The sequence below is a fragment of the Paenibacillus sp. SORGH_AS_0306 genome (genome assembly GCF_030819345.1).
Taxonomy (GTDB): domain Bacteria; phylum Bacillota; class Bacilli; order Paenibacillales; family Paenibacillaceae; genus Saccharibacillus; species Saccharibacillus kyungheensis.
Map to the genome: position 1 here is coordinate 4,011,895 of NZ_JAUTBP010000001.1, position 26,882 is coordinate 4,038,776.

Here is a 26,882-nt window from a genome sequence, read left to right on the forward strand (position 1 = left end):
TTGGAGTGAATTTAAGGAGGAATTTCTCAATGGCATTACCTTTTAGTACAGAAGATTTGAGCATCTATTATGGTGAGTATCAAGCCGTTAAAAATATAAGTATGTCTTTCCCGGCACAAAGTGTTACCGCACTGATCGGTCCTTCCGGTTGTGGTAAATCTACATTTCTTCGTTCTTTGAATCGGATGAATGATGAGATCGCGGGTTCTCGCACAACAGGTCATATCTGGATGGATGGCATTGATCTGACTGCCTCTTCTACAGATGTAATCAAGCTTCGTCAACGGATCGGTATGGTATGGCAACGCCCTAACCCATTTTTCAAATCGATCTATGAAAATATTGCGTTTGGCCCTCGTTATTATGGAACCAAAAATCGCAAACAACTGGATGAAATTGTAGAGTCTAGCTTACGTAAAGCCGCACTCTGGGACGAAGTCAAAGATCGATTAAAAGAATCTGCTTTGTCTTTGTCCGGTGGACAGCAACAACGTCTATGTATAGCGCGTGCGTTATCAGTAAAACCACAGATTTTGCTACTAGATGAACCCGCTTCTGCACTTGATCCAGTGTCTACAGGTAAAGTCGAAGAATTGATCAGTGAACTGAAAGATGAACTACGCATCGTTATTGTTACCCACAACATGCAACAAGCAGCACGGGTATCGAATTATACAGCATACTTCTATTTGGGTAAATTGATGGAACATGGTGAAACCGATACGATTTTCACCAATCCAACTCAACAATCAACTCAAGATTATATTATGGGACGCTTCGGATGAAGCGTCTTTTTTTATATTTATAACATATAAAATAAACTTTTTTACGCTATTTTTAGTGGTTGATTATTCGTACAAATGCTATAATGAACAACGACAGCTGAACCGGTGGATTGATGCGGTGTGAACGTCCCGAAAGGGGGTGGCGCCGTGTCATTTCTGGAATGGATTTTTAAGATATTGAATGCCAGTGATAATGTGATCAGTATTCTGATTAGCTTATATACATTGTATTCGATCTCGAAAAAATCCAAAGACAAGAAAAACCACCGGGACTAGGTTAACGGCCTCTTTTCCGGTGGTTTTCTTGTAGCTATTTTATAGGATTTCATACCGTGGTCGCCCACTGACTGTCGTGTAACCTGTTATGATGTTGACGCATCATAACGGGTTATTTCTTTATGCCTACAAGTAGACTTTGTGTAAAACTATTATATCATATTGTACTGTGCACATTACAGTCTAATTTAGCAAAAAAAATGATTTTTTTAATAGTACAACTTGTTTTTTCAGATAGATTAACGAATTATGATAGCGTTTTTAAGATTTCGAATACAATTAGCTATATCACCATTATATTCCTATACATACGAACAGAACCTTAAATGGCATGTAAGCAAAGTTTAAGGTAAATCGATAGTTACATCATACGCTTGTCCTTTATGCTTGAGCTATCTATTAAAGGACGGTGACTGATATTGTCTACACTAACACTTCATAAAGGAATTACACTCAATCATTTTCAACTTAAATTACTAGGGATACTGTTGATGGTTTTTGATCATGTGTATGAATTTTTTTATATTGAAGGTGTACCGCTATGGTTTACATGGTTAGGTCGAATTGTTGCACCTATCTTTTTATTTTTAAGTGCAGAAGGATTTCATTATACTCGTAACCGATTTAAATATTTACTTCATTTGTATATAGGTTATGTCGGTATGCACATAGTGAGTCGAGCTCTGGAAATAGGTTTTCCTTCAGAAACTGTATTGATGAATAATATTTTTGGCACTTTATTTCTAACTGTACTTTATATGCTGATTATTGATTATTTGGTTCAAAGTATTCGTCAACATCAGTGGTGGAAACTGCTAGGTATGATTGGACTTATGGCGGTTCCAATAGTACTAAGCTTCGCCATACTAAGTCTGTTGACGCAAGAACATGTTCCATCTTGGAGCTTTTATCTTATATATATATTACCTACACCTCTATTCATAGAAGGTGGATTCCCATTTATTGTACTAGGCATCATGTTCTATCTATTACGCAAATATCGTCTCGCGCAACTGGCTGTATTGATCTTATTTTCGTTAGTGATTGGCTTTTCCTCCGGGACTTCTCTACTGGATCTAGACAATAATTTTCAATGGCTGATGATCTTTGCTGTTATTCCGATCTGGTTATATAACGGGGAAAAAGGACGAAGTATGAAATATTTCTTTTATCTATTTTACCCTGCTCATATTTATTTTCTATATGTGCTTGCTTATTATGTACAACGGTAAACAAGCTAGATACAAAAAGCAGATATCGTTCGTCTTATAAGTACGAACGATATCTGTTAGATGTTATTGCGATTGTATTTACTTTGATGTTTAATTCGACTAGATGTTATTACTATTTTTAATATAAGGAGATGATCTTATGGCTGATCGATTTATTTTTGCAGGTGTGATTATTGTAGTCGTTGTGATTGCACTTGTCGTGGTTGCTGAACTACCTATTTATCAATTTAATCATGAACCACAATAGTTATTGTTGCATAGCTTTGTCTCTGTACAATAAACCTCTATTGCCGATTATGATCCAAATTGAAATGTAGAGATTCGCACCCCTTTAGCAAGCTTGAGATAGACATCATGATTCCCTGTAACGCCTGTGATGGCTGTTTGCTCTGTGCTCCAGCTTTGCTCACCTGATGCAGTGTTAAGCACTATAGCGCCTACACTGGCTTGGTCTACTTGATCCAATACAATCTCGATCTTCGCTTGATCTTCGGTCGTAGCGATATGAGCCTCAAAATGCTCTACCCCTGTACCAAAATCTACATCTTGGAATAGTATCCATGCCCCGTCTGTAATAGCTTCTACGACAGCGCCACCTTCTTTGGATTCACCAAGCCATACTTGATGATAGTTATCATAATTTTCAGCTCGTGTGCTCACTGTCAGGTCACGCGCAGGAATAACTTCTCCATTGACTTTGATACCGATATGCTGAGTAATATCTGCTGAAGAACGTCCAATCATCAAAGTATACGTGCCCGACTCCACACAATACTGATCACGTGTGACATCCCAGAATGCTAATTCTTTCACAGGTATTGTAAAATGTACGGTCTGTGATGCTCCTGCTTCCACATGAATACGGCGGAACGCTTGTAATGTTTTGAGCGGACGCTTTACACGAGAATGATCGGCACGAGTATACAATTGCACTACTTCTTCGCTATCAATCTCACCGATATTAGCGACATGTACAGATAATTCAATCACTTCATCTGCTTCTAATTCAGACGAGATTACTTGAATATTGCTGTATTGGAAATTCCCATACGTTAGACCATGACCGAAAGGATACAAAACATCACCTTCAAAATACTGATATGTTCTACCTGTACGAATAATATCGTAATCTCGAATATCACTTAGCTGTTCTTCAGAACGATACCACGTCATATTCAGACGACCTGCTGGAGCATAATCTCCATATAATACATCAGCTACCGCATTGCCTAACTCTTGTCCTACATGAGAAAGATAAATAATCGCAGGAATATGTTCTTCCACCCAATCCATCGCAAATGGATAACTTCCGACAACCACTACCACTGTGTTCGGATTCACTTTGTATACTTCTTGTACCATTTGAAGTTGAGATGCTGCTAATTCTAAACTAGGACGATCGATTTCTTCTTTTCCGTTAATTAAAGGGTTATTGCCTACAAATACGATAGCAGTATCTGCTGATTGAGCCGCAGCGATGACTTGCTCTAATCCATTTTCTATCACTTTTTTCTCAAAAGAAGACTGCTCATCGATCGCTTCTGATGATTCTATCACTGTTAATTGACCGGAAGTTGGATCTACCGAAACGATTTTGCCATTCCATGTAGTGATGGTCGTTTTACCATTTGCTTGAGGTTGAAGTCCAAAGACTTCTTTTACAAACCAACCATACGCTTCATCAGCAGATGCAGTTACGATTGCTTGCTCATCATTAGTTGTCCAATATTTCTGCTCTGGAGAACGTAATGTATAACTGCCGAATCCCCAGTCAGACAATTCAAATACATGCTGCTCTGTAGTAGATTCACTCGATGCGCTCAGTATCCCTGTAATAGGTTTATTGAGATTCAATTCATTTGGATTGACTGATTTTTCTGGCTGACTGCCTGCTTCTGTTACTGGATCAGGTTGGATCGACAATGGCGCTCCTGTTGCTGTAGAAGTCAATGTAATCCGATCATTACCATCTTGATATACTACTTTTCCAGCCGTTTTACCTTGAATTCCTTCTACCGCTGTAACTGCATAAGGCAAAGTACCTGAATACCAATCTCGATACACTACATTACCAAGTTCTCCGATTACAGCTACATTTCCAGTAGTCGTTTTGGATAATGGTAAAGTCTGATTGTCATTTTTGAGTAATACTATTGATTTACGTGAAGCTTCCAGTGATAGCGCTTGAGCTTCTGGAGTCATCATCGCTTCTTCACCGATATGAGCATATGGATTCAGTTCCGCAGGATCGAATTCCCCTAATAGAAAGCGAACACGAAACGTATTGAATAAAGCCCCATCAATATCTTCAAATGTGAGCTGACCATTAGCCAAAGCTTCGCGCAAAGCTGTTTTGGATAATTCTGCATCATCGGTGATACTGTCTATTCCAGCTTTGACAGACTCTGCAACACCTGGTGTATGAGAATCGTAATAATGATGATCATTCATAATTCCCATAACATCGCCTGCATCGCTAACGATAAATCCATCCATTCCCCATTCGCCTTTGACGACTTCATTTACCAGTGGATGAAGAATAGCAGGCGTGCCATTGATTGAGTTATATGCGGTCATCATCGACTTGGCTCCACCTTCTACAAAAGGCTGTTCAAACGCTTTTAAATAATATTCACGCATATTCCGCGGATCAATACTCGATGAACCACTACCCCGTTCTACTTCATTATTGTTACCAAGAAAATGTTTTAATGTCGCTACTGCTTTGAGGTATGTAGGATGATCGCCTTGAATCCCTTGCACAAGATGGCTGGTCAACTCACCGGTCAATTTGGGATCTTCACCATATGCTTCTTCGTTACGCCCCCAACGCGGATCGCGTTCCATATCTACTGTAGGCGCCCATAAAGTTAATCCATTCACTTCTGGATTACGTTTGTACACTACCCGAGCTTCATCTGAAATGACATTACCGATTTTCTTCATCAAGTCAGCATCCCACGTACAAGCCAATCCTGTCGGTTGCGGGAAAAAAGTAGCTTCGCCTAGCCATGCTATGCCATGTGCCGCTTCTGTACCATGCTTATATCCTGCCAGTCCCAGACGCTCGACAGCAGGCTGATACTGTAACATGGATTCGATCTTTTCTTCCTCTGTTAAATGCGATACCAAATCCTTTACACGAGTATCTATATCTACGGTATGATCCTGAAATACGTATTTTTGAGTTTGTTCCATATTGTTATATCTCCTTTAAGTTTATCGTTATTTTATAGATATGTAGAAGGTTATCGTTCTATCCACTTCTCTTACGCTTTATACCTCATTGTTATATTAAAACAATACATATTCAAAAGAAAGCCCTTACATACCAAATCACCCATCACTAATTAGCGTAATAATTAGTGATCAGAATAAACAAAAAAGAACAGTCTCCCCTGTAAAGGAACACTGTTCTTGATGGTATTATTTTTATTTTAATAAATCGGCTAACGGATCGCGTGAAGGTGATGAGCTTGGTACCGATGATGGCGCAGAACCAGTAATTGATGCGATCGGATCATTCTTCGCATCTACACTATCTAATCCAAGACGCTTAGTCATCATATCGTTGATACCGGATAATTTTACAGTGTAGTCTTTACAACTCGCAATAATATCGCGGTTCGATTGTTCCGAGTTATCCAGGGCAGACATCAGATCATTGATTGCTTGATTGACCGATTCTAGAGACATCGCTGGCTTTTTAAGTAATTCTGCGGAACGTTCACTGTTTACTTTGAGCATTTCTGCATTGCGTTTAAATTGATCTTCGATTGTCTGATTTACACTTTCAACGGCATTTGCTACACGTTCTTGATCTTCTATAGCAAGTGCAATCATCGCTGAAATTTTGATTAAGTTCGCTGCTTTGTAGACGGAGTCATTGACCGAATCGATCAACTTATCATTCGTATCATTGACGATATCGGTTGCCGCAATCGCTTGATTAAACAGCATAATATTTTCAGTCATTGATTGAATACGAGTGACCACTTTACGTAGACCACGTTCTAAGTATACTTTTCGGGGCGCATTCTCAGGCTTCTGAATTTCTTTTTCAAATAAATCTTTCAGCTTGTTACCCATTTCGATCTTATATTGGAGTTGATAAATTTCTTCTAATGAATTGCGTTTGAGTGTACGCATACTAATCATATTTTCTTCGAGATTGTCTTTTCCATCACGAAGCCCGATTACGATTGCATCGACATTTGTTTTGACAGATTGATATTTGTAGACATAATTTTTGATCGGTGATTTGCGTAACAATTTACCGAATAGGCCTACATTTTTACTTTGTTGTAATTCTTCACACTCATTACGAAGCGATAGGATTAGGTTAGACACTTCTTTGGATTTGCCACTCATAAGATCATTCACCGGACGGTCTAGCATCTGTAGCGTCTGTCCTGCGCGCTCTTGTGTCTGCATCCCAAGCTTACCGACTTCGTCCATCAATGTATCTAACTGCATCTGATCTGCTTGCGATACCCGCTGAATAATCATCGATGCTTCCTGCATCACTTTGTGTTCATCTTCTTTTTTTAACGTAATTGGTTGACTTGCCATAAGTTCTTCCTCCTTATTATCAATAAACATCTTCTTCATACTGAAATAGATATTGTACCGTCAATCAGGAGTAGCGTTGGTGAAGAAGTTCTGCTCTTGTCTGTAACTCCATCAAGTCTTTATGTTCAATCGTTTTGACGATATGAGTAATCCGGCTATCTACATCTTTGATCCCATCCAACAATACACGTCTATTTTTGGATTTGGCTTCGCCACTCAGTCTTAGAAATGGATTGATAATACTATTCAAATCTTTGAGCACAAGACGCTTCACCGTATGATTGATCTCATCGTTATGAAGCTCGCCTAACATCGGCAATACCCGTTGTAATCGTAAAAACAACGAACAGGACTTTTCAACAATCTCGTTATCCAGATTATTCTTTTGTCCTTCAGAGATAACCATATCTTCCAATACAGCCAAATACTCAAGCACAGGCTGGAAAATAGGAGGTACAGCTTCTTGTTCTACAACAGGAGCAGGACTAGATGAAGAAAGACGATTGACAGGACGATCTTCGGTAAAGGTAGACGTAAGAGGTCGATCGGTTGCACTTGATTCTTGGATATGAACAGGTTCTGCCAGTGGCTTGTCTAGATTAGCGGTAGGATTACTGCTAAGCTTCGCCCAGACCACACCGGATAACGTCCCCACCACCGGGAAGATCAATGTAATATAATCTTCTGCAAACCAAAATCCTGCTAATATGCCTGCCAGATATCCTACGATACCACCTACAGTCGATTTTCCAAACGTTTTCCAAAACGTCATTACGGTTCGCCTGCCTTTCGTCTAAAATCATACTACTCTATTCTAATAACATACGATCTATGATCAGGATTGTTCCAATTTACGAATCAATACCGGCTGTTCTACATAGCTTGCCAGAATACCAAACTCTGGATTTTGCTTTTCTACGGGATATCCTAATGCTAATTTTACAGCGAGATAAGGGAAATCGACACCACTGAGACAAGAAATATGCAATCCGCCAGACATGCGAGGATTAATCTCTAATACTTTCGGAGTATCACCTTGATATTTCAGTTGTAAATTATAATTATACGGAATCTTATAGAACTGCGCCACTTCCTCCGCCAGCTTAATCAATTCCGGTACATTCTCAAGTAAACGGGCACGCCCACCATCAGCTTTGCGACGAGGAACCGCTGCTAATAATTCTCCGGTCGGTGAAGCCAGACAATCAATACTATATTCATGCCCTTCTAGTACTTCCATAACCATAAGCTCGGGGAAAGACTCAACTGACGACAAGATCTGAACCGTCTGCTCATACGAAATATTTACATTAGGCACATCCAGCAATTCTTGCAAAGCATTATAATTCGATTGGATCACTCGAAATCCAAGTCCACCTTCAGAGCGTGTCGGCTTAAAGCATACCCCTAATCCTTTGCTCATCAGATCATGATATGCTTGCTTGAATTGTTCGACATTGTGCACCAGATGATACTCAGGTACAACCATTAGACCATTTTGCTCGACCGAACGGTAAAAGTTTCCTTTATCTTCGATAACATCAAGCAATTCTAGATTGGTACAAGCAACGACTTTAACTCCGATCGCTTCAAAAGAATGAATCGCTCGCACAATATTGATCATGCGCCAGCGTGGAACAAATACATCGATCTTATGACGCTTACAAAAATCTAGACAATACGCCACATACTCATCACCCGGCAATGCCGGTTCAATCTCGGTGTAATCACATGCTTGAAACGAAACATGTTCAGCATCCCGATGTGTACCATAGATTTCAAATTCCAGTCCATCTGGGTTATGACGAATATTGTTCATATAATGATATCCGACAGCAAACCAACGATTGAACCAGACACGTACCTTATGACTCATAGCTGACTTTCCCTTCTTGATCTAACGTAGCTACCACATATTGCAGAATCTCATCTGCTGCCAAAATACCAGAAGTTGATGTAAACGAATAATGACGCAGTGCAGGTTCTGCTATCGATTCACGATACAGTTCACCATGTGCTGGTGCAATAGAATAGTCTGCTACATCAAGCAAGCCACGATCCAAAATCGAATCGCCAGACGCGATCACTTTTGAAGCACCTACTCTTTGTTTCACTTCTGCTATTGCTCGATTTTTACTAACTGGAAAAGGAACCAGATACACTTTGCGACCTTGAACCGACATCCCCCACCCTAACGCTTCTAATTGCGGTTGAAGAGCAAGTACTGTATCCAGTGGCATCAATTCACGATCCACCACAATCGAATAAAATGTACTTTCCCAGAAATGTTCAGCAACGATCCAGCTTGGATCAGATACCGTATGAAATAACGCTAATGCTTCTGCCGCAGGAGCTGACTTCGTATACACATCCGCCAAAATCTGCTTATGCCACTCTTCATCCACTATACCGTCAACTAAAATATTTGCTCCATTACTGGTGATTGCGTATTGGGGAATAACTTTATTTTGAAAAATATGAATACGCGCATATTGATACAGTGTACGGGTCGTTACCGGGACAAACGTAATCTGCTCAGCCACTTGTTGTAACTGTTGCAGTGTAGCTATCGAAATATAAGAAATAATACGTTCTTTATACGTTTCTGCAGGTTGCATCACCGATAGATCAATATCCATTCCCATCGAACGTACAGAATAAATTAACGTCTGATCCAGATCACTCGCATAGATCATTCGCTCTCCCCCTGCCTCGGCTTAATAATGCCACAGCAAGAATACGTTAGATTCGGATAGACTTCTACAGGAACACCGCGATCTTGAGCTAACAGCAAGATATGACGTAGATTCGGATTGTCTTCACGATCCACAAGAATTTTCCAAGGTACACGACGTAACAAGACACGTGTCGTCTCGCCTACACCTGGTTTGACTAGATTGATATCTTCAATCCCATAATGATCTTGAATCGAACGAATATCAGCTAACCCTTGCCAGCTTATCGCTACAGGAGAATCTAATAACTCCTGTGCTTGCTGTTTGGCTTGTTCCGCAATCGCCGGGAAATACGAAGATACCTGATCGACAAATACATTAGATAGATCGCTATCTAACCATTCTTTATAGAATTTGGCTCCATGAAAATCATGCTCACCGATTAGATCATCACGCAACACCGTTCTACTCATCAATCCAGATACTGTTGAATTTAGACAAGCACTTGGAATCAAAAAGTCTTCGCGTGTGCCATATGTGTCCGAGCAGAATCCCGGATCAGCTAATACTGCTAGATCATCATTTAGACGAATACCGTAATCTTTTTCAAATTGATCACAGGCTTGAATCAATACCTGACGGATCGCACCTTTACCTGTCCACCCATCGACAAATTGTAATTCTTGCTCTGCACCATGTTGTTGGAAAATGTATCTCAGTGCATTTTCGTCGATCCCTTTGCCACGAATAATCGAGATACTATAATGTGGCACATCTAATCCATATTGTTGCATCAAGTAACGCTTCATCAGAATCCCAATCGGCGTACCTGCTCTAGCCAGTGAAGCCAGTACCAAGTTCTTGCCACGCTTATGCAAAATCAGTTCACTTACTACACCTGCTGCCAGAGCCACTTTTTCAGCAGATTCTGCCAGAGTTTCGTGAAATAACTGAATATATTCAGGAGTCGGTTGGTATTCTACAGGCAACATTTCAGAATAATGCGTTCCCGTCTGGATCGCTTCTTCACGTTCTTCTGTGCCTCGCTCTAGATTCACATTGCTCAAATCTTTCAGTAGAAAAATCACATCGGATGGACTGTAGCTTCCAAGAGGTTCTGGATGTGGTAGGGGAAATGCTAGCAATTGCTCTTGTTTATGTTGATTCATGTTCTATCCCTTTCTCTTGCACCATTTGAGGACCACAGATTACGATATGAATCTGCTGGAACAGCTTGGAGCGCAATACATCGATTAATGGTTGGATACGTTCTTGAGGGACATCACGTTCTAGAAACACAAAGACATCATCATAATGCCCTTCCGGAATATTATATACAAAGTTGGTCACACTACTATCTTCGGGAGAAGGGAAGGTATCTCCTGTCTGAATACTATAATGCGGCATATTCGAACGGTAAATCGGGCTACGAGTGGTTGAATGAAACTTGATTTCATCACCCATTTCACTACTGATTCGCATCGGAATATACATAAATTCTTCAGTACCCAGACACAATGTGTGCTGACCGGTTCTATGCTTACTTAGTAATTGTGCCGCTTTTTCGATACTAAAGTTATTAGATAGATTGTCATGTGCCCCGATACCGAACCGACCTGTGCCTGTCATCAATGAAGCTTGATTCGTATGACCATATCCATCGATAGAAGCGTATCCTTCTTGCTGTGCAAATAGATGGTCCAGATAGATTGTATCTACAGGAATATCTGCTAATTGCTCATGCAATGTCATCGGATCATGCGTAAGACTGGGTTGTCCATGAACCGTAATCTGACCTTTGATCAGAGATAGTACTGTAATCGTTATATTTAATTCTTGTTCCAAATCCGCAAACCGCTGTACATGAGCGTCTTCTCGCCAATCGAGTAATGAAGCAACATAATACGTATCACGCGGATATTGAGCATGAATTTCACGAATAATATTAAGAGCTGTTTTGCCAGTTGTGATCTCATCGTCTACCAGAATAATAGGATCATTGCCTGTGATCATACCTTCTGATTGAGCATAACAGCGATGAGCTGTAGCATGGGAATGTTCTTCTTCAAATGTAATCACCGAGGATAGACCGGCTATATCATGCCGTGTCGTATGTACATATTGAGCTCCCCGATCAAATACTTGATACATACTATGACCTAATGCTGTCGCAGTCTCGGCAAACCCGATAAACGATACAGGCACAGGTAAAACAAGCTTCAGATTCATCAATTCATGATAGGCTTCTGCCAAGCCTTCACCCGATGACATCGCTTGTAAAATGCGAGGAAGTAACGCTGTGATCTTCGGATCGGATTGTTCACGCATATCATTGTAAAGTAATAATGACAATACTGCTCCACTCAACAATGACAAATAAGGATCAACCGCCAGATGTTTGCCCAGTACTTTGCTGACAAATAAAAACGAGCGCTTGGGATTAATACGTGCTGCCATCGTAAATAAGTGATCTAATTCTAATTGAAAAGGATTTTGCTGCACTTCTACGTTTACGGTTAAATCTTCCAAAATCTTATACGTATATACGTTGTTCTTGTTCTGAGAGAAGAGAGATGAAATGTTGTTGTTCATGTAGCACCCCATAAATTTGTGATCTTGCTATAATTTTTTGCGCCCAATTTAAATGAGGTTTGATTTCATTCATTTTGTTAGCGTAGCCACTTTTAAATACACCAAGTTCGCCATTGTTGTTACGAATAATACTTTCCGCATCTTCAAATTCTTCGCGAGTTACGGTATACAATGATTGTACCAGACCGATATGTGTAGGATGAATAATTGTTTTGCCCACAATCCCGTTTTCTTTATCCATAATTACTTCACGAATCAAGCCATCCACATGACGGTTAATATATTCTTTGCGTAATTTACGTCCATCATCACCCAATGCTTCTTCAAAAGGAGACTGACGCAACATCGGTTTGAGTACCCGTTCTCCATTAGCAAAGTATTCCCATACCGGCCCTGAGATCACATATGGTGAATCCATACGACCGAATAAGTTAATAATATCAGACATACAGTCCCGAATAGGCGCAATATCGTAAATCGTCATATCAGGACTACGACGTAATCCAAATAGACTTGAAAAATCAGTTGCACCAATACGTACATTCAGTACATACGCTTTGTACGTATCCAGTATTTCTTTGATCGCTAATAGATGTTCTACACGAGTTTCACGGTAGATCACAGCAGCCGTTTCAAGTATAGGTAATCCGTATAAGATAGGAGCATTCAGATCTTTCTCCTGATTATAACGTGCAATCGCTTGGAAATACTGTAATCCCTGCTCCGGATCGAATTTGGGTAGCATAAAGCCTGTAATCAATATCATCATTTCGCCTAACTGATCAATCATTCGCTCCAACTGCCCGATACTGCGTACACGAATAAATAACAGTGGTAACTGATCCCGGTGCACTTGTTCTTGCTGTAATTGAACATACAATTGGGTCAGTTGTTGGATTAATGATGCTTCAGCCATCTCTACCTGCTGATCTCCAACTGCATCTTCTAGATCCAATACCCATGAGGTCAGACCTTGATGTCGCTCTGTCAAAATATCTCTAGCAATTGTGGGACGTGTAGCAGGACAATAGAGTGCTGCGCCTACGGCATACGCCAATAGTTCCTGTTGGGAAGAGTTATTGTAATGAATCGGTGCCGAATAGAACAATTCTTGTTCTTCTTCAAGCGATAAATAGTTAAAGTAACGCATAAGTCTCCTCCTTTGATGCACCGAAACTTTGGCTTGCAAGCCGCCGTATAATAAATAAATCCCTCCTATTGTGCAGGCAGGAGGGATCATCCAATCTGTTGTAGCAGCAATTCTGATTAAGACTGTTCTTTTTTACGACGAATCGAACTAATGACCATCGTTCCTACAAACACCACAATAAGAATTGCAAAAAACAACACTTGAGAAATTTCAAAACCAAATGCGCCGACAATCATTTTCACTGCAATAATCGCAATTAAAATAAATGCTGTTTTCTCTAGTTCAGGGAACTTATTAATTAGTTTCAAGAACAATTGAGCTACGCCACGCATCATCAAAATTCCAATAATACCACCCAGGAATAATACCCAGACTTCGTTACTGATACCAAAAGCCGCTACAACGCTATCAATACTGAAAGCAATATCCATCATTTCAACCATTAATACGGTTTTCCAGAAAGACATTGGCTTGTTCTGTACTTCGTCTTCGTCTCCGCCTTTGAATAATCCTTTGTACGCAATATAGAACAGATACAATCCGCCAATGACTTTGACTGCTGTAAATGTAACCAGATACGTTCCAAGACCAATCGCCAGAAAGCGGAAAAGATAAGCTCCAAGAATACCGTAGAACAAAGCCTTTTTCTGCTGTTTCGGTGGCAAATGTCTGACCATAACGGCTAACACAAGCGCATTGTCAGCGGACAATAATCCTTCTAATAGTACAAGACTTGCAATAACTCCCCAGCTCACTGGATCGGATAGAGTTGCAGCAATCTCACTCCATGAGAAGAAGTGACCGTAGTTATCAGCAATACTTTGAAAAAAATTACTGAACCAGTCCATACATCGTCCTCCATATACACTTCGTGTGTTAAGCGTGATGTCCACATTCTAATTATTTTAGAGGGGTATCAACACTTATAATACCGAGTTTTGTAAATTCTGTGTATGTTCAAAATCACCGTATGCATCGGTAGCCTAATCTTTGCTACCGGCTTTCCAGCGCATGCCCCAATTGAAAGCACGATCCATATCGGAATGACCTTTGAAATACTGAACCAACTTTTCGATACTAAATGTTTCATTACCCACATTTTGGATCATTGCAATCGCGCACATCGGACTACGATTATCAGCTTCATCCAAACGCACAATAATATCAGGTCCATTTTGTTGCGAAATGGTTACTACACCATCCGCATCCGTCCAACGTGTAATGCCTTCGTAAATAAAAGAAAAGACCAGAATACGCTTAATTTCAGATATTTTGTTACCGTTAATCCGCATATTTTCGCCACCTGCGACAGCACCGGTACGATCATCACCGTCTAGTGCAACAAACGGCCAACTTGTCAAAGAACCAAATGAATTACCCAGTGCTTGAACAACACCTTTATCACCATCTTTTAATTCATACAGACAACCTAGATCCAGATCGACTCCTGAACTACGTTTAAATAATCCTTTTTTCTCCTGACGATTCCAGTTCAGATTAATCAATAGTTCACCTAGTGAACCACCTGATTTTTTCTGAAGATTGATCACATCGCCTTTTTTCTTCAACTCAATCTTGGATAGATTTAAGTTCACTGAAGGCGTAGGAGCCGGTGTTGGCGCTGGAGGAGCAGGAGGTGGAGTCGATGGACGGTTGAGATTCATCGGCTTCGCAGGGGTTGGTGCAGGCGTTGGCGGCGGTGTTGGTGTTGGAGCAGGCTTAGGAGGTACTGGCGGCGCTGGTGTCGGTGTTGGCGCTGGTGTATCTTCTACCTCTACTCCATAACTACCACATAATTCTTTGAGTCCACCAAAATAACCTGCCCCGACCGCAGCAAATTTCCATTCTGTCTGATAACGGTACAATTCCCCTACTACAATCGCAGTTTCTGATGAAAATTTAGAATCCAGATCATAACGGAAAATCTCTGCACCTGTAGCTTCATTTGCACAGCGTAAGTATGTGCGATTCACCTGACTAAAATTTTCTGTCGGCTTCTCGCTATTGTAAATCGTAAGCGTGATCGCAATTTTTTGAATATCTTGCGGAATTGCGCCTACATTCACTTTGAATTGACGGGCATCGCTACCTGTCGCATTTTCAATATAAGTAATAAAAGCATTACCTGGATTACCATAAAAAATAAGATCGTTATCGCTTTTTACTTTTCCATTTTGCTGTAGTAAAAAAGCAGAAGTGTCTAATTCTAAAGAAGCTGGTGCTTCCCATCCCAGTGAAATAATGAGTTGTTGAAGCCCTGGCGTTGTTTTGGTTACGTCTGTTTTTTGCCCTTTCACAATAGCTACACTCATAATTAATTAACCCCGTAATGTATGACGTAAAAGATCCACTGTTCTTCTCTATTTTAGCATTAAATCCCAACGACAAGTGAAAAAAAATAGGGCAGGAAACCCACCCTATTCATGTATAGTTCATGCTTTTGCCTTATTTGATATCACTGTAAAATTATACAGGTAAGCCGTAGTTCTGACACAATGCAGCTAATCCACCTGAGAATCCACTACCGATCGCCTGGAACTTCCAATCCGTGCCTTGACGGTAAAATTCACAGAATACGACTGCTGTTTCGGTAGAGAACTCTTCGCCTAGATCGAAGCGCAAAATTTCACTGCTGTTATCTTCATTTACTACACGTACAAAAGCAGCACTTACCTGTCCAAAATTCTGTCCACGTGCGTCTGCATCATGGATTGTTACTGTGATACCTATACGTGAAATGCTAGCAGGAACTTTGCTGAAATCGACAACGATCTGCTCGTCATCTCCATCGCCTTCACCTGTACGGTTATCTCCAGTATGCGTCACCGCGCCATTATATGTGGTCAGATTGTTGTAGAATACAAAATCTGCTTCTGTTTTGGCTTTGCCATCTTCATGCAATAAAAATGCAGAAGCGTCCAAGTCAAAATCACTACCACCGCTGTATTTATTAGTATCCCAGCCTAGACCTACCACAACTCGTGTTAATCCCGGGTTTGTTTTCGTGAGGTCGATACGTTGCCCCTTGGATAAATTAATCGTCATCCTCTGTTCACTCCTTACCATCACTATATTTTGGTGATACCTATAACACTGAAACAAAACGGAGCTATGCGCTCCGCTTTGTTTACCACTTATTGATAATCAGTTTTTCATTGAACTTGCGTTTATGTTGCCAAACGCTTATTGTAAGATATTTTGCTTTGCAAAAATCACTTTTTTATTTAACCTTGTCGCGTTTATGTTGCCAAACGCTAATACCAAACGCTTATTGCAAGCCGTAGTCGCGTGTCAAACCTGCAAGACCATCTTTGTAACCATTACCGATCGCGTTAAATTTCCACTCAGCGCCATGACGGTACAATTCGCCTACAACTACACCTGCTTCGATAGAGAAATCTTCTCCTAGATCGAAACGGATCAATTCTTCGTTGTTATCATCGTTTACGATACGAACGTAAGCGTTAGATACTTGACCGAAGTTTTGGTTACGAGCTGCTGCTTCATAGATTGTAATTGTAAATGCAATTTTGTCTACATCAGCAGGTACGTTAGGGATGTCTACTTTGATTTGCTCATCGTCGCCATCGCCTGCGCCTGTACGGTTGTCGCCTGTATGTACGACAGAACCATTTTCATTTTGAGGATTGTTGAAGAATATAAAGTTTTTCTCGCTAGCTACTTTACCTTCAGCATTCGCGCAAAATACAGATACGTCCAAATCGAACTCTCCGCCGCCATCATATTTATTTGTATCCCAACCAAGACCTACTGTGATTTTAGATAATCCTGGATTACTTTTCGTCAAATCTACTTTTTGTCCTTTAGATAAGTTAATTCCCATGTTCAATTCCTTCTTTCCATGTGTATGATTTGAGTTGCTGAATAACGTATAATTGACTCTTTTTCATTGTTGGAAGATAACGCTTACCGATTATGAATATTGGCGAGCCAAAATATCGATATGCGCAGCCTGTTTTCCTTGACCAATTGCGTTAAATTTCCATTCTGATCCATTACGGTAGATTTCACCTGTAATCAATGCCGTCATACCGGAATAATCATCTGTCAGATTAAAGCGAACCAATTCCTGTTGATTCTGTCCATTTACAATACGAATGTATGCAGACGAAATCATACCGAAATCTTGTTTGCGTTGTTCTGCTTGATAAATATTAACCACAACGAGCACTTTATGCACATCAGCAGGTACTTTAGAAAGATCGATATGAATTTGCTCATCGTCTCCTGCACCTTCACCTGTAAGGTTATCACCGCTGTGTTTGACAGAACCGCAACCACTGGTCAAGTTATGAAAGCAGACCAAATTTGTAGCTTTGGTCAATTTATCATTTGCGTCCAAAAGAATCGCTGAAGCATCACAGTCGATATCTGCTTTGGCTTTTTTCATACCGAAGAATCCTTTAGATTGTGTCTCCGCGGGATCCCAACCCAAACCAACCACCAGTTGATTCAGACCGCTATTGCCTTTGGTTAAATCAATTTTTTGACCTTTGACTAAGCTGATACTCATAAAATGATATGACCTCCTTTGTAATACTGATATGTAATACTGTTATTACCGGAGAATCGTTTCAACTTTTTTTAAAATTGTCTTTATTCTTACCCGAATTACAGTCCAAACTCAGAAGCATTCAAGCCCAATACAGTAGCAATTTCACGCACAACTGCTTGCTCTTGAGGATCAAAATCACCATCTGCTGAACCGATTGCACTACATACGCCGATCAACAATCGACCTTCTTCTGGTTTGCTTTTAAATTTGCTGATCGCTTTAAGCGCTTCTTGCTTACCGATGATCGCGTCAAATTCAAAATTTTCTACATAATGATTAAAGCGAGCGATAACCAGACTCATATCAAACACTTTTAATTGTTCGTTGCGTCCGATATAACCTGCCATTTTTTGCTTCTCATCTGCACTGATATTTCCATCTGCTGCCGCTACAAGAGCACAACCTGCTACGATCGCTTCTAAAAAGTCCTTATTTTTGAACTTTTTCATCTGATCATTCAAGTTGTTTTTCGTACTGTTTAACCATGATTTGAATGCACTCATATCGATCACCTCCTATTTATCATAAACCAATTTGAAGCAGACCTCTAGTTTTGCAAATATACAGAGAGTACAGAGCTTTCTCTATGCCTATATTTTCCCACAAGTTATCAAAAAAACCAAATTTCCCTTTTGAGTTTGCAGGTCGATCTCAGTAGAAAAATACTCTCTCCTCTCATAATAAGCTACAGTGCACATACTGAAACAAAAAGCACCTTAATCCCGAGTTTTTCCGAGACAAAGGTGCTATCTGTAATCATTCATATGGATCGTTCCTAATCTTTACGGTGCACAGTTCTACGTGGGGCGCATAACCGGGCAGAGTCACCAATTAACGTGCTACTCTTGCCCCTGATTATGACACATGTTTGTAAAACAGCGTTTTTTGCTTTTTTGTAAACAACGATTTATTTTAAATCTATTTGAAGATATCACATATCCAAGCGATTAATGAGTAGGATGATTAGAATTGGTGGCATTGAAGGTATCGCCAAAAAAGTAACTGGAAATCATATCACCAACAGTCAGTACAACCACTGCGATAACAGCAGATGCTACAGCTTCATACACACTTACATGAATACCATACATCCACACCAAAAAGATAATCATCGCCGGGATTAGATTCCAAATCATTTTCTTTTTGACACAATCCGTAAACACGATACTAACTCTGTTCATTCATAAGCCTCCATATTAGAGATATAAAATAACAACCTATAGAATATAACACAAAAATATCCAATATAAACCATTTTCGCGATGTTTTTTTGGGAATATTTTGAAATTGTAATAAACGATCAATAAACGCCAGAAAAGAGCGTGATCTGTAGGCGATCATGCTCTTTTCTGGTCTTCTCTATTCATTTAGGGAATGTTGGGTGTTCTATGATATAAACTAATTTACTACTTATGTGGTATGTTGCTAAAGAATTCTTCGGACTCACTACATTTACTTGCTAGAGTGTTTCTATTTATTTCCATATTTCTATAGGACAGCTATTTACATCTACAAGCTACTTTACTATTGGGTATTACTATAAAGCTTATAAGCTATTGGTATATAGGATTGTAGTGAGATCCTGCCAGCCAACATTTGTACTTCTACGTGTCCGTTTATATGACAGTAGTGAAGTAACTTGTATCTTTATTATTACAGGAGTTTTCAAAAAACGGATTCTTTTATTTTGTAATCACAACCTTTTTTTGTAATCCGTGAGTGTTTACTCCCAAATTGTATAGGTCAATAGAACCCTTATACTAAGTTACTAAAAAAACTACTCTGACATTTTAAGTAACTTATAGAATAATAAAAACTATCATTTTCTGGAATCGTATAAGGAATATTGTATTTTTCGGAGGTGCTTACCGTTTATGAGCACACTGGATACAGTCCGCTCTCATATTGAGCAAGAACTTCAACGCAGACAAATCAATTTAACACAGTTTGAAAAGATATCTGGTATTAATCGTGGAGTACTCAGTGCAACGCTCAACAGCAATCCACCTCGATCGATATCGATCAACCAGCTAGATCGTATGGCTGCCGCTCTCGATCGACCGGAAGGCTGGTTATATGAACAATATATAGAAGAATGTTTTGCAAGCAGCAAAGTCAACTGGCGACGTATTCGTGCTTTATTTCTGCGCTGTATTGAATTAGATCGAAACGTTTTGATTGAACACACATTGAATTTGCTGATGGAAGATTATCGGTATGTCCCTCATGTGTTTGATTTAGCAGAAGAATTGGTGCTTAACGGTCAACTGGAACAAAGTGTTCCTTTCTATACCTGTGTGATCGAAAACGAACGTCAGCAACATGCAGAGCGTCTAGCGATCAGTCAATACCGGCTATTTCGTGCTCAATTGAGTGAAGATATAGAACGTAACAAATCAGCAGTAACTTTGTTCTATCCTTATCGTGATCGCATCCCTGATCATTTGCGATTAGATGCTTTATTACAAATGGCAAATGTGTATTACACCGTACAGGAATGGGATCTGATGGAACAAGTGACCGATGAAATGAGCGTATTGGTTCATCGGGTGTACGAGGAAGAATGCAAAAAAATGGATCAGCAAGGTGCGGATTATGTCCCCCTGTCAACCGAAAGACATTTGGTTGTTTATTATGGTCAAAGCTATTTGATGAAGTCGATTTATATGGAGTATACAGGAAGATTTGAAGAGGGATTAACTTATATTGAAGGCTATATTGATCTAAGTGATTTTAAATATTTAGACGATATTGGTAAACAAGAGGTACAAAAATTCAAAATTATTGGTCAAGCCAATCAATATAATTTGAGACTTTTATTAGGACAAATAGAATGTCTGTATGAATATGCAGATTTTATAGAACCTTACCCTACAGAATGGCTTCCTAGTTTGTTAATTATGTTAACAGCAGCTAATGAGCATAATCTTGTAATTAACGAAATTTTAGAGCGCTTTTCTATTAAAATCTCTACCGAAATTCATTTTCAGCGTGGCTATTATGCTGATTTTACTCACAATGCTATGTTTACAGATTTTTGTTATCAATTAGCACTTTATCAAATTAAAAATAGACAAAATAGAAAAGAATTAAAAAATACATTGAATACATTTGATATGTCATTACGTAGATACAATATGAGCCGTACTATGGACTATACGTCTTTGATACAGCATTTTATTCGTTCAATGCCTTAATACAACAGTCAAGAGGTGATCTGTATGGACAACCGAATAGCCTTATGTATGGATTTAGAAAATGAGATTTCTAAGCAAGGTTATTCTCTTAGTCGTTTCAGTCAAATCTCTGGAATCAATCGTGGCATTTTAAGTGCCACTTTGAACGGAAATCCTCCCAAACCTATGTCAATTAATCAACTAGATACAATGACCACTGCTTTGGGGAAGCCAGAAGGTTGGTTATATGAACGGTTTGCAGAACAATGCTTTGACGAACAAGGTAAAACCAATTGGCGTCGTGTTAGAGCGCTTCTTCTGCGTTGTATTGAACTAAATCGAAACGTTTTGATTGAGCGTATTTTATGTTTGTTGCTTGAAGATATATCGTACTTAAATCAAGTGTTTGAACTGGCGGAAGAACTAATTGCAGACAATCCGAGTGAGAGTGTTATGCAGTTGTATGAATGCGTGGTGAGTAATGAACGCAATTACCAAGCAGAACGGCTTGCGATCAGTCATTACCGCATTTTCCGCTATGCGATTAAGCGAGATATTAAGCAAAATTTTATAGCCGCTGTCACTTTCCAACCTTTTTGCGAGCGTTTGCCTCAAGATATACAGTTAGATGCTTGGTTAAATCTTTCTAATATCTATTATGCTGTTCAGGAATGGAAATTAGTTGATAACTGTGGAAACCAGCTCATCTCTATTACTGAAAATATTTATTCTCAACAAAAACATAAAAATATAACTAGTGAACGTCCATTCGTGAAATATGTTGGACAAGCTTACCTTTGTAAAGCAATTTTTCATCAAAAGAATGGAAATTATGATAAAGCAATAATTTATACCCAAAAATATTCAGACCTAGAATGGCTATCTGATCTAGAAGTAGAAGATAAAAAAGAAATAGAAAAATTTAAAATATTTGCTAAAGGTAATCTTTACGGTATTGAATTATATAGAGGTAATTTCAATGTACTTAAAGAATATGCCAAATTTCTAGAAGTACATCCACATGAAACTATAGCAGGATTGCTTAATATTTTAACTACAGCAAATCAATATAATGTATGTATAGACTATGTTTTAAAAAAATTCAGACCTTTTATACTAAAAAATTTATACAACGATACGTATATCAAAAGATTTATTGTAGATAATCAATATACAAATCTTTGTTACCAGCTTGCACTATATCAATCTAAAAGAAGTAATCATTCTAAAGATTTAAAAAGTACCCTTTTACTTTTTGAGAAGGCTCTTCAGAAATGTAATATTAGTCTGACCTTAGACTATACCTCTTTACTTCAAAATGTCATTCGTTCGATGCCTTAAAACTACCCTACTATATCGAGGTGATCTGCATGAAACATCGAATAACCCTAATTACTGAACTAGAGTCCGAAATGCATAAGCAGGGTTATTCGCTTAGTCATTTTAGTAAGGTTTCTGGAATCAATCGGGGGATTTTGAGTGCTACATTGAACGGAAATCCTCCGAAACTCATGTCTATTACTCAATTGGATACTATGGTTAAAGCTCTTGGCAAACCTGAAAGCTGGCTATATGAATTATTTATAGAACAGTGCTTCTCAGAAAGAAAACAAAGCCAATTGGCGACGTGTTCGTGCGCTATTGCTTCGTTGTATAGAACTTAATCGTGATGATCTTATTGGCGATATTTTAAATTTGCTGATGGAAGATCCTATTCATGTCGCTCATGTGTTTAATCTAGCAGAAGAATTAGTAGAGCAGAATCAGACTGTTGTAGCTATGCCTTTTTACGAATGCGTTATTGAAAATGAACGGAATTATCATTCTGAGCGATTAGCTATCAGTCATTATCGTCTATTTAGAGCCAGGATTAGTCCAATTATTGAGAATAATCTTAGACTTGCGATGGTATTTCATCCTTTCCGTAATCGCTTACCCGATCATTTTCGGCTAGAAGCCCTATTAGAATTAGCTAATATCTATTACACGGTGCAGGACTGGAATATGGTTATAGCTTGTTCAGACGAACTGAATATATTATCTAATATCATTTATAAACAAGACTGTAAAAGAAGAAAAAAGAAAATAGCTGTGTCGACACCTAGCTTCACAAGACCTCTTGTTACTTATTATGCTCAAAGTCATTTGATGAAATTTGTAGCCTTAGAACATATGGAAAAGTACGATGAAGCTCGCCCTTATTTAAAAGAGTTCTCGGATTTAAGTTGGTTTGAAGGTCTAGATGATCTAGGAAAAGAACATGTCGAAAAATTTAAAATCTATGCGTTGTTTAATGAATTGAATTTAGACCTGCTAACTGGACATACAGACAAATTAGTAGATTATTTTGAATTATTAAAAGCTCATCCCGGCGAAGCGTTACCAAGCTTGCTGATTATTTCAAAAGCAGCCAACAAATATGATATGAAGATTGACCATATTCTTACGTATTTTGACGATATTATTTATCCGAACGATATTTTGGATTATATTCACCAAGCTAGATTTCTACGAGACCACTATAAAAATATTCCTATTGGAATTAGTCGTTATATTAATATTTACTATCAATTGGCTCTTTATCAATGTAATCGTAACGTCTATGATGAAAAGCTCGAAAAAATTCTATTGGCTCTAGAAACATCTGTAGAGAAATATAATCGTGGACGTATTATGGATTGTCTGGAGTTATTTAAAAAGTTACGCGAGATGCCTAGAGAATCTAAAGAATAATCGACAAATCATGCTAACTATTTAACTTCATATGGCTGACATAAAAACAGAGGTGAAATCGATGAATCATCGAATAACTGTACGGGATGAATTAGAAAAAGAGATTGCTGCTCAAGGACATTCTCTTAGCCATTTTAGCAAGATATCAGGGATCAATCGGGGGATATTAAGCGCTACGTTGAACGGTAACCCTCCTAAGCCAATATCAATCAAACAGTTAGATCAAATGACTCATGCTTTAGGAAAAAAAGAAGGCTGGTTGTACGAGCAATTCATGAATGAATGTTTCGAGGATGGTAAAGCCAATTGGCGACGTGTTCGGTCTTTGCTAGTTCGTTGCGTAGAGTTGGAAAATCAACTATTAATTGCACAAACCCTACATCTTTTAATGGAAGACATCTCATATCTTACAAACATATTTGAATTTGCAGAAGATTTAACTCAAGAAGGAAAAACATTATCTGCGCTACCCTTTTACCAATGTATTATAGAACATGAACGACAATCGTATAGTGAAAGAATGGCGATTAGTCAGTATCGTATATTTAGACAATCGATTAATAAAGATATTGAGAATAATTTACTTTTGGCTATACAATTTAGTCCTTATCGTGACAAGCTTCCTCTAGCTTTGACAATAGATGCGCTATTACAACTTATTATTATTTGTTACGGTACTCAAGATTGGATACTAGGTGAACAATATGCTGATGAATTAATTTCTTTAATCCAAATCACAATTGAACAACAAAAAAAGAAAAATACTTTCAACTCTTTAGATACTCCACTTACTTTAGTCTATTATTATGCTCATTCGTATTCTATGAAATTTGTTGCCAAAGAGTATACAGCAAAATATGATGAAGCCCTTCTATGTATAGATAAATTTGCTGATTTAAGTTGGTTTCCAGGGCTAGATGAAGCAGGTCTTCATGAAGTAGAGCGATTTAAGCTGTTCGCTATTTTCAATAGACATAATATTGAATTATTACAAGGAGACTTCTCAAGATTAGATCAATATATTGAGTTGACGGAGCAACATCCTAAGGAAATGCTAGCAAGCTTGCATATGGCACTCAAAGCCGCAAATATGCATAATTATGATGTTGATTTGGTCATTAATAAATTTAGCAATATTATTTATCCAGACGATCTGATTCAATATATTAATGAACATACTGAATATACAGAACAGACAGGAGTTAGTCGTTATATTAATCTTTATTACCAACTAGCACTTTATCAATGCAATAAAGGAACGTATGACGATAAGCTTGAAAAGATTCTGCTAGCCTTAGAATCGACTGTAACCAAATATAATAAAAGTCGAATATTAGATTGTCTTGAACTATTTAAAAAGCTTCGACTGATTTCTAAAAATGGAAACTGAGTACCCAATAAGACATAGAAACCATAACTTCCCTTGTATGGTAACTATGTCTTTTGTGATTCCTAAATTTTGAAGATTTGATTAAAAGTAATTGACCCCTGTTCAAAGCGTAATGTATAATGTAATAAATTTGAATTTCATGGGCTTACTGGGGCGCAACAACGGGAAACTTTCAACATAAAGGGGTGTGTTCGGTTATGATTACCAACACCACAACCATACGGCTTGAGATTGAAAAAGGAATTCGACAAAAAGGACATTCATTAAGCAGCTTCGGTAAACAGGCTGGAATCAACCGCGGGATCATCAGCGGAATCTTAAATGGTAATCCTCCAAAATCGATTTCTATTCGGCAGTTAGACTTAATGGCAGAAGCTTTGGGTCATGCAGAAGGCTGGATGTATGAGTATTATGTGGACGAATGTTTTATTAATGAAAAAGCAGATTGGCGTCGGATAAAGGCATTTTTATTGCGTTGTACAGAAATTGGTCGGTACGATTGTATTCAAGAAGTTCTTGATCGTCTGATGGAGGATTTGAATAATACAATATCGATCTTTGGATTGGCAGAGGAACTATATGCTGAAGGTAAGGTACAAGAGTCGTTGCCCTTTTATGAATGTGTAATTGAGAACGAAAAGCATCAACATTCTGAGCGACTAGCTATTGCACATTATCGTGTTTTTAGAGCTTCCATTGGTGACAATACGGAGAAAAACTTTAGAGCGGCTATACGCTTTGAAACATTTCGTGATCGACTCCCCGAGAATTTTATGCTTGATGGTCTTTTAGCATTATCAAATATTTACTATGTGCTACAAGATTGGAATATAGTGGAAAAATGCGCTGATGAGTTAATATCTATTATACAAACTATTTACAAAAATGAAGAAAAGAAAATGGAAGAGAGTAATAATTATACTGCTTTGGATACAGAGAGACCCTTAGTATTTTATTACGGGCAATCTTATCTTATCAAAGGAGTAGCATTAGAACACAAAGGCAAGTATGAAGAATCTAAAACTTATATTCATAAATATATGGATTTAAGTTGGTTTAAAGGATTAGATGATGCTGGACAAGAAGAAATTAAAAGGTTATCTCATTATGCAACTGCTAATATGTACCTAGTTGAAGTATTAATGGGAAATACAGATGTATTACCTGCTTATGTGAATTTCTTAGAAAAACATCCTGCTGAAATCTTACCGGCAATGTTCATTATTTTAAAAGCTGCTAATATGCATGGATTTGATGTAGATAATCTTCTGGTTAAATTTGAATCTTTTTTGGAATATGATGAGTCTTCAGAAAACCATTATAGTAAAGTAGCTGTCATTAATAGATATGTCAATTTTCATTATCAATTAGCTATCTATTCCGCTAAAAAGAACTTGTATAGTGATTGCATTAGTAATCTATTGAAAAGTTTAAATTTAGCAATCAAAATATCAAGTAAAAATAAAATTTTAGATGTCATAGCCTTTATAGAACAAATTAAAACTTTTGCATCAGAGACTCAGTTATTTGAGTATGAGTCCCTTTTAAAAGGAGTTGGTACAGATGAAAAAATCTATGATTTTGCTAACTTTATTTCTAGGGCTAATTAATATTGCTTCCCCACTTTCAGATGTGCGAATGCCTATCCAAGTTTTAGAACACGGAATAGGTATAAAAAAATAATTATTTTAAAGGAGAACTTATTAATGAAAAAACTTCTATTTA

22 protein-coding genes are annotated in these 26,882 nt (G+C 38.3%); 7 read left to right on the plus strand and 15 right to left on the minus strand.

Annotation, left to right across the window (positions count from 1 at the left end; genetic code table 11):
- The first annotated feature begins 29 nt into the window (after positions 1 to 29).
- Entirely contained in the window at positions 30 to 785 is a 756-nt protein-coding gene (gene pstB / locus QE450_RS17705; protein ID WP_307300954.1) for a phosphate ABC transporter ATP-binding protein PstB, read from the plus strand.
- A gap of 695 nt (positions 786 to 1,480) precedes the next feature.
- The gene (locus QE450_RS17710; protein ID WP_307300956.1) at positions 1,481 to 2,293 is read left to right on the plus strand and encodes a TraX family protein; all 813 of its coding nucleotides are present in this window, start codon (positions 1,481 to 1,483) and stop codon (positions 2,291 to 2,293) included.
- Between the two features lie 294 nt (positions 2,294 to 2,587).
- Here the strand turns inward: QE450_RS17710 and QE450_RS17715 are convergent, their stop codons facing one another.
- The 15 genes from QE450_RS17715 to QE450_RS17785 all read right to left on the minus strand — a co-directional run bounded on the left by QE450_RS17715 (position 2,588) and on the right by QE450_RS17785 (position 19,039).
- Positions 2,588 to 5,491, minus strand: a complete 2,904-nt coding sequence (locus QE450_RS17715) for a glycoside hydrolase family 3 protein (RefSeq protein ID WP_307300959.1) — start codon at positions 5,489 to 5,491, stop codon at positions 2,588 to 2,590.
- A 234-nt stretch (positions 5,492 to 5,725) separates the two neighbouring features.
- Positions 5,726 to 6,865, minus strand: a complete 1,140-nt coding sequence (locus QE450_RS17720) for a toxic anion resistance protein (protein ID WP_307300962.1) — start codon at positions 6,863 to 6,865, stop codon at positions 5,726 to 5,728.
- A gap of 64 nt (positions 6,866 to 6,929) precedes the next feature.
- Positions 6,930 to 7,637, minus strand: a complete 708-nt coding sequence (locus QE450_RS17725; RefSeq protein ID WP_307300964.1) for a hypothetical protein — start codon at positions 7,635 to 7,637, stop codon at positions 6,930 to 6,932.
- A gap of 63 nt (positions 7,638 to 7,700) precedes the next feature.
- Positions 7,701 to 8,741: an ATP-grasp domain-containing protein gene (locus tag QE450_RS17730; protein WP_273613873.1), complete on the minus strand. Its 1,041-nt coding sequence runs from the start codon at positions 8,739 to 8,741 to the stop codon at positions 7,701 to 7,703.
- Positions 8,731 to 9,561 carry an HAD family hydrolase gene (locus QE450_RS17735; RefSeq protein ID WP_307300966.1) on the minus strand — a complete coding sequence of 277 codons (831 nt, stop codon included), beginning with the start codon at positions 9,559 to 9,561 and terminating at the stop codon, positions 8,731 to 8,733. The genes QE450_RS17730 and QE450_RS17735 overlap by 11 nt, the downstream gene beginning before the upstream one ends.
- A complete protein-coding gene (locus QE450_RS17740) occupies positions 9,558 to 10,709 on the minus strand; it encodes a cysteine protease StiP family protein (RefSeq protein WP_307300968.1) in 1,152 nt (383 codons plus the stop codon). The genes QE450_RS17735 and QE450_RS17740 overlap by 4 nt, the downstream gene beginning before the upstream one ends.
- On the minus strand, positions 10,696 to 12,132 hold the full coding sequence (locus QE450_RS17745; protein ID WP_307300970.1) for a phosphoribosyltransferase family protein: 1,437 nt from the start codon (positions 12,130 to 12,132) through the stop codon (positions 10,696 to 10,698). The genes QE450_RS17740 and QE450_RS17745 overlap by 14 nt, the downstream gene beginning before the upstream one ends.
- Complete coding sequence (locus QE450_RS17750) at positions 12,074 to 13,282, minus strand: HpcH/HpaI aldolase/citrate lyase family protein (RefSeq protein WP_307300972.1); 1,209 nt, start codon at positions 13,280 to 13,282, stop codon at positions 12,074 to 12,076. Before QE450_RS17750 ends, QE450_RS17745 begins: the two co-directional genes overlap by 59 nt.
- 116 nt (positions 13,283 to 13,398) lie before the next feature.
- On the minus strand, positions 13,399 to 14,130 hold the full coding sequence (locus QE450_RS17755; RefSeq protein ID WP_069327709.1) for a TerC family protein: 732 nt from the start codon (positions 14,128 to 14,130) through the stop codon (positions 13,399 to 13,401).
- A 135-nt stretch (positions 14,131 to 14,265) separates the two neighbouring features.
- A complete protein-coding gene (locus tag QE450_RS17760; protein WP_307300976.1) occupies positions 14,266 to 15,594 on the minus strand; it encodes a TerD family protein in 1,329 nt (442 codons plus the stop codon).
- 154 nt (positions 15,595 to 15,748) lie between these two features.
- A complete protein-coding gene (locus QE450_RS17765; RefSeq protein WP_273613879.1) occupies positions 15,749 to 16,327 on the minus strand; it encodes a TerD family protein in 579 nt (192 codons plus the stop codon).
- A 223-nt stretch (positions 16,328 to 16,550) separates the two neighbouring features.
- The gene (locus QE450_RS17770; RefSeq protein WP_204826158.1) at positions 16,551 to 17,126 is read right to left on the minus strand and encodes a TerD family protein; all 576 of its coding nucleotides are present in this window, start codon (positions 17,124 to 17,126) and stop codon (positions 16,551 to 16,553) included.
- 90 nt (positions 17,127 to 17,216) lie between these two features.
- A complete protein-coding gene (locus QE450_RS17775) occupies positions 17,217 to 17,816 on the minus strand; it encodes a TerD family protein (RefSeq protein ID WP_273613880.1) in 600 nt (199 codons plus the stop codon).
- Positions 17,817 to 17,914: 98 nt separating this feature from the next.
- Positions 17,915 to 18,361 carry a tellurite resistance TerB family protein gene (locus tag QE450_RS17780; protein ID WP_204826156.1) on the minus strand — a complete coding sequence of 149 codons (447 nt, stop codon included), beginning with the start codon at positions 18,359 to 18,361 and terminating at the stop codon, positions 17,915 to 17,917.
- Positions 18,362 to 18,805: 444 nt separating this feature from the next.
- The gene (locus QE450_RS17785; protein WP_273613881.1) at positions 18,806 to 19,039 is read right to left on the minus strand and encodes a hypothetical protein; all 234 of its coding nucleotides are present in this window, start codon (positions 19,037 to 19,039) and stop codon (positions 18,806 to 18,808) included.
- Positions 19,040 to 19,732: 693 nt separating this feature from the next.
- On the opposite strand from QE450_RS17785, the gene QE450_RS17790 reads away from it, so the two are divergent.
- From QE450_RS17790 to QE450_RS17810, 5 genes are all read left to right on the plus strand, one after another.
- Positions 19,733 to 21,055: a helix-turn-helix domain-containing protein gene (locus tag QE450_RS17790; RefSeq protein WP_307300982.1), complete on the plus strand. Its 1,323-nt coding sequence runs from the start codon at positions 19,733 to 19,735 to the stop codon at positions 21,053 to 21,055.
- Between the two features lie 24 nt (positions 21,056 to 21,079).
- Positions 21,080 to 22,375 (plus strand): DNA-binding protein, encoded by a 1,296-nt coding sequence (locus tag QE450_RS17795; protein ID WP_307300984.1) that lies wholly within the window; start codon positions 21,080 to 21,082, stop codon positions 22,373 to 22,375.
- A 300-nt stretch (positions 22,376 to 22,675) separates the two neighbouring features.
- Positions 22,676 to 23,767, plus strand: a complete 1,092-nt coding sequence (locus QE450_RS17800) for a DNA-binding protein (RefSeq protein WP_307300986.1) — start codon at positions 22,676 to 22,678, stop codon at positions 23,765 to 23,767.
- Between the two features lie 61 nt (positions 23,768 to 23,828).
- The gene (locus tag QE450_RS17805; RefSeq protein ID WP_307300988.1) at positions 23,829 to 25,157 is read left to right on the plus strand and encodes a DNA-binding protein; all 1,329 of its coding nucleotides are present in this window, start codon (positions 23,829 to 23,831) and stop codon (positions 25,155 to 25,157) included.
- A 197-nt stretch (positions 25,158 to 25,354) separates the two neighbouring features.
- Positions 25,355 to 26,767, plus strand: a complete 1,413-nt coding sequence (locus tag QE450_RS17810; protein ID WP_273613886.1) for a DNA-binding protein — start codon at positions 25,355 to 25,357, stop codon at positions 26,765 to 26,767.
- Positions 26,768 to 26,882 lie beyond the last annotated feature (115 nt).